Source organism: Microcoleus sp. Pol1C5 (genome assembly GCF_036701115.1).
Lineage (GTDB): Bacteria > Cyanobacteriota > Cyanobacteriia > Cyanobacteriales > Microcoleaceae > Microcoleus.
The window spans coordinates 1-5863 of sequence record NZ_JAUBQE010000110.1 but is presented as its reverse complement, the minus strand read 5'-3'; the positions used below and the strand labels follow the sequence as shown (position 1 = coordinate 5863).

Sequence of the window (5863 nt, the reverse complement as noted above, 5' to 3'; positions counted from 1 at the left end):
TGTTCAAGTAAGCAAATCGAAAATTATTTTGCTCACTGCTGTTACTGTACCTTTTAGTCACGCAAAGTGCTGTATAACCCCATTTTTCACCGATCTTTACTGCTGCTAGACTTTCAGAGAACTCATGAGCATAATTGAATCTAGGTGGAATTACTATTTTATTTTGTTCATCCCGATACCCCCAAGACTCCTCTTGTTGAAATGGCACTACCTGAATATTCATTGTGTAAAGGTTGTTTGGTAAAATGTTTAGGCTATTGAAAGATCGCCTCCATGTACCGTCCTACCGAAAAACGAAGCAAGCTAACTAAGCGTTAATTCGCATATGCAGGATTAAAAATTTAACACAATTCAACCTAATCTTACTGCCTAATTTGTGTCTTGTCAAGTTATACTCAAGAAAATAATCAAAAATTTACATATCGCCCGATCTCACTCTATACCCAAGAGCCTTTGAGTTTATGTTGGATTTTTTCAACATATTCCCGAAATTGACTCGTGTTTTTTGAGGGTAAAATTCGATGAGAATATTGGAGCATCGCCAAAATATCTCTTTTTTGAAAAACTCCGATCACCCTACTAGATTCAAACCCAATTTTAAGGACTTCAGTCCTTACTACAAACCTCAGCTTGTCAAATAGTTTACCAACAAAGAAACCCGATCGCACTTGGGGCGATTCCCCCCTGCAGACCGGGTTTCTAGATGAGTGAAAACTAAACTCAAATCACGTTGTCTTCTTCTTAGTCGCCGTCGCAGTCGCCGCCTTTTTAGTAGTCGTTTTCTTCGCCGCAGTCGTCGTCTTCTTCGCAGTCGTTTTCTTCGCGGCAGTCTTCTCAGTTGCACTCTCAGACTTCGCCGCCGCAGTCTTGGTTGACTTCTTCGACTTGCTGCTAGATTTACCGCCTCCCGCTGCTTCCTTCGTTGCTAACAATTCCAGTGCTCTTTGCAAGGTGAAATTCTCCACTGATTCATCCTTCGACAAAGAAGCATTGATATCGCCGTGTTTCACGTAGGGGCCGTAGCGGCCGTCGTAAACATTGATCGGTTCTCCTGACTCTGGATGCGCGCCCAATTCCTTCAAAGGTGTGGCTGATTTGCTGCGGCCGCGGGCGGCTTTCGGCTGCGATAATAACTCTAAAGCCCGATCGAGCGTTATCGTCAAAACATCATCCGGCGGTTTGATCGATCGATAATCTTTCCCCACCTTACCCTGGTCGTGAACCACATAAGGCCCGTACATCCCCAAATTAGCTTGCACCTTCGCCCCCGTCTCCGGGTGAGTGCCCAACAACCGGGGTAAAGTCAACAAACTCACCGCCATATCCAGCGTCACGCTGTCCTTATCCGTCCCCTTCGGTAAAGAAGCCCGCTTCGGTTTCTTGTTCGTTTCCGAAACTTCTCCTAACTGAACGTATGGCCCGTAACTGCCAATGAGCACATAAATCGGTTCCCCAGTTTCCGGGTGAAGACCCAATTTTTCCGGGCCTTCCGTTTTTTGCTTTAACAGAAACTCCACTTGTTCCGGGTCTAAATCTGCCGGCGTCAAATCTTGGGGAATCGATGCTTTTACCAAGCCTTCTTCGCTTTCAGATTCCAGGTAGGCGCCGAATTTGCCGATGCAAACTTTGGCGGAGAGATTCTCCAATACCACAGTTCGGGCAACTTTCGCATCAATCTGACTTTCCTGTTCTTTAACTTGGGTTGCCAGGCCGGTTTCCCCTGTATAAAACTTTTGCAAATACGGCAGCCATTTCGCCTCGCCGGTGGCAATTTCATCGAGGGTTTGTTCCATTCGGGAAGTAAAACCGGTGTCTACTAAATCGGGAAAATGTGTTTCCAATAAAGTGGTGACGGCGAAAGCGGTGAATGTCGGAATTAGGGCATTAGCTATTAATTTGGCATATCCCCGATCGACAATTGTACCGATAATACTCGCATAGGTACTCGGACGGCCCACGCCTTCGCTTTCGAGCATTTTGACCAGAGAAGCTTCCGTATAGCGGGCGGGAGGTTGAGTTTCGTGCCCGATCGCCTCTAAATCCTTACAATTAGGTTTATCCCCCACCTTCAGCGCCGGCAAAATCACCTCTTGGTCTTCCAACGCCGCATTCGGATCGTCGGAACCTTCGACGTAGGCGCGCAAAAAGCCGGGAAAATCAATGCGTTTGCCGCTGGAACGGAAACCGGCATCTTCTACCTGAGTTAATACAGTGACGTGAGTTTGGCGGGAATCGGCCATTTGAGAAGCGACTGTCCGCTTCCAAATCAAATCATAGAGGCGGAAATCAATCCCATCCAATCCGGTTTGCTGCGGAGTCCGAAAAGTGCTGCCGGCGGGACGGATAGCTTCGTGGGCTTCCTGCGCGCCTTTGCTTTTTGTCGTATATTTGCGCGGTTGGGGGCTGAGGTATTCGCTGCCGTAAAGTTCTTGCACGCAACTGCGCGCCGCTTCGATCGCCTGTTCGGACAAATGCACCGAATCCGTCCGCATATAGGTGATAAAACCGCGTTCGTAGAGACCTTGGGCAATTCGCATGGTTTCCCGCGCACCCAGCCGCAGCTTGCGGTTAGCTTCCTGCTGCAAAGTCGAGGTCGTAAACGGCGGCGACGGTTTGCGGGTGACTGGCCGTTCTTCGATATTGCCGACCGTCCAGGGTTTGTTTTGAATGCGTGAAAGTAAAGCCCGCGCCTGTTCTTCGTTGAGCAAAAGTACGCGCCGGCCTGCGATAATTTGCCCGGTATTTTCATCAAAATCGCTGCCATTTGCAACTTTCACATTGCCGACAGTCACGAGTTTGGCATCAAAGGAAATCTTGCCCTTTTCCAAAAGGGCTTTTAAATCCCAGTAACTACCTTGGCGGAAAGCGCGGCGTTCGCGTTCCCGGCGCACCAAAAGCCTGACTGCGACTGACTGCACTCTACCAGCGGACAAACCCCAAGCGATTTTTTTCCACAGTAACGGGGAGAGTGTGTAACCGACGAGTCTATCGAGAATTCGGCGAGTTTCTTGGGCTTGTACTACTCGATTGTCGATATCGCGGCAGTGGGTTAAGGCGTCGCGGATTGCTTCGCGGGTGATTTCGTGAAACACCATCCGCTTGATCGGAACTTTGGGTTTGAGGATTTGCAGCAAATGCCAGGAAATGCTTTCGCCTTCTCGGTCTTCGTCAGTGGCTAGTATCAGTTCTGTGGCGTCTTTGAGGGCGTCTTTGAGTTCTTTAACAATTTTCTTTTTATCTTTCGGGATGACGTAGAGGGGTTCAAAGTCTGCCTCCACGTTTACGCCCAATTGCGCCCATTTTTCTCCTTTAACGGCTTCTGGTATTTCTTCGGCGGAGGATGGTAGGTCGCGGACATGGCCCATCGATGCCTCTACACGGTAGGTGGAGGGCAGGAAGTTGCGGATGGTGCGGGCTTTGGTCGGAGATTCGACGATGACTAAGGTTGACATGGCATCTTTTAAATATGGATGGCAGCGCAGCTAGAGGGTCTAAGTTAGAGAGTTTAGGTCAGATGTCAAGGCTTCTTTCAACTTTGGGCGATTATTTTCAAACTACCTTAATTTTTAACTTACTGCCGATCGGGTGGCAGGTGACAATGTGATGGGATTTTACTGCTTTGGGGGCAGAGGCTGCGAATCACGTCTCTACAAGATGCACCGGATGATGACCTGACTTTAGCAGAATTGTCGGTAACTGGATGTTGAGACTGCTGGATGCGGGCGGATGGTTCCTCAATCTGGTTGTAACTTGAAGGTTGGGGCGATAGATTTTAGATTTTAGATTTTAGATTTTAGATTTTAGATTGGGAAAGATTTACTGACTAGAGGTTTGGGGCTTTGGTACAGTACGCTGTGCAGCATCAGCGTTGCGAGCGAAAAAAAAGCAATCACAGGGGATTAAAATTACTTGAGCAATCGAGCAATTCAATGAATAATTCTATGACATTTGAATTCGACCATCTTTTAATCCTTACTGATATTGGTGCTTCGGAAGCTAATCGTTTATCATCCTTCGGTTTAGTTGAGGGTGGATCTCGCATTCATCACGGACAAGGTACAGTCAATCGCTGTTTCTTTTTCCATAATGCAATGTTGGAATTGTTATGGGTTCACGATCCAGAAGAGGCGAAGTCTGAGCCAATTCATCAGACTCGTCTTTGGGAGCGATCGACAAATCGGAATAATGGTGCGTGTCCATTTGGCATCTGTTTGCGTCCAGCCAAAGGTTCTGAGGACACAGTTGCATTTTCAAGTTGGGCATATCGTCCACCTTATTTATCTGAAACGATGAGTATCGCAGTAGGAACAAATAGTGATGTGTTGACTGAGCCGATGCTTTTCCAAATTTCCTTTGGTAAACGTCCAGATCAATACTCTGCTGATAAGTCACAGCCTTTGGATCATGGTGTTGGTTTCCGCGAAATTACTCGCGTAGAATTAGTCAGTCCTGCTGCTAATAATCCGTCACCTGAACTTCAAGCAGTGCTTGAGACAAATCAATTAAAGTTGCGAATAGGAACCGAGTATTTTGTCGAGCTTGGTTTTGATGGAGAAGTGCAGGGACAACAGGTAGATTTCCGACCTGGATTGCCGCTTATTATCAGTTGGTAATCAAAACCTGTAAAACAATTAATAATATGGCTTCAGTATCCAACGAACTGCGAGCGTTCGTACAGAACGCCCACTGACAATTGCAGGAACATTAGAGACCATTGAGAATTTTTCAAGTTGGCTGAGTAAACTAGAGATATAGTAACCCGCAATTTATTGAGAACTGGAAAATGGAGACAATTACTGACCTGCCAGGGTATCGCATAACAGAACAAGTCTATGCAGGATCTCGCACTTTAGTCTATCGCGGTGTTCGGGAGAGCGATCGTACTCCAGTCGTCATCAAACTGCTGCGAAACGAATACCCTAGCTTCAGCGAACTGGTGCAATTCCGCAACCAGTACACCATTGCCCAAAATCTCAACCTCCCCAGTATTGTTAAACCCCTCGATTTAGTACCTTACAAAAGCGCCTATGCTTTGATAATGGAGGACTTTGGAGGAGTCTCTCTGTCTACTTATATCCAGACCCCAACTGATAAAAACCAACCAGCTCAATCTAGATCTTTAGAAAACTTTCTCGACCTAGCCAGGGAACTAGCAGATATTCTTCACTCTTTGTACGAAAATAAAGTTATTCATAAAGATATCACACCGGCCAATATCCTAATCAACCCCGATAGCAAACAAATTAAGCTCATTGACTTTAGTATCTCTTCCCTGCTGCCGAAACAAACCCAAGAAATCCAGAATCCAAACATTATCGAAGGAACCTTAGCTTATCTCTCCCCAGAACAGACAGGAAGAATGAATCGAGGCATTGACTATCGGAGTGACTTTTATTCCCTGGGTGTGACCTTCTATGAATTGTTGACAACACAGTTACCCTTCGAGTCAGAGGACCCAATGGAGTTAGTGCATTGTCATCTCGCCAAACAGCCGATTCCGGTACATCAAATCAAGCCAGAAATTCCCATAGTTTTATCCCAAATTGTTAGTAAACTGATGGCAAAGAATGCGGAAAATCGCTATCAGAGTGCATTAGGACTGAAACACGATTTAGAAATTTGTCTGGCTCAATTACAAAACACGGGTAACATTGAGACGTTTGCATTGGGGACGCGGGATATTACAGACCATTTCCTCATCCCCGAAAAACTCTACGGCAGAGAAACAGAAGTTGAAACCTTATTAGCAGCCTTTGAGCGAGTCAGCAGAGGCAGCACCGAAATGCTGCTAGTATCCGGTTACTCTGGCATTGGAAAATCCGCCTTAGTACAAGAAGTTTATAAACCAATTACTAAAGCCAGA

4 protein-coding genes are annotated in these 5863 nt (G+C 46.4%); 2 read left to right on the top strand and 2 right to left on the bottom strand.

The features are described 5' to 3' along the window. Both QUA23_RS30390 and topA read right to left on the bottom strand, forming a co-directional pair. Window positions 1-223, bottom strand: a 223-nt coding sequence (locus QUA23_RS30390) for a WG repeat-containing protein (RefSeq protein ID WP_333079595.1), incomplete at its 3' end; no start/stop codon positions are given. A gap of 502 nt (window positions 224-725) precedes the next feature. After that, a complete protein-coding gene (topA, locus tag QUA23_RS30385; protein ID WP_333079594.1) occupies window positions 726-3452 on the bottom strand; it encodes a type I DNA topoisomerase in 2727 nt (908 codons plus the stop codon). 477 nt (window positions 3453-3929) lie between these two features. Here topA and QUA23_RS30380 point away from each other — a divergent pair, with 477 nt between their 5' ends. Both QUA23_RS30380 and QUA23_RS30375 read left to right on the top strand, forming a co-directional pair. Continuing rightward, window positions 3930-4613, top strand: coding sequence for a VOC family protein (locus QUA23_RS30380; protein WP_333079592.1), 684 nt, complete (start codon window positions 3930-3932; stop codon window positions 4611-4613). A gap of 170 nt (window positions 4614-4783) precedes the next feature. Beyond that, window positions 4784-5863 (top strand): protein kinase domain-containing protein (locus QUA23_RS30375; RefSeq protein WP_333110684.1); only part of this gene is annotated, 1080 nt, incomplete at its 3' end.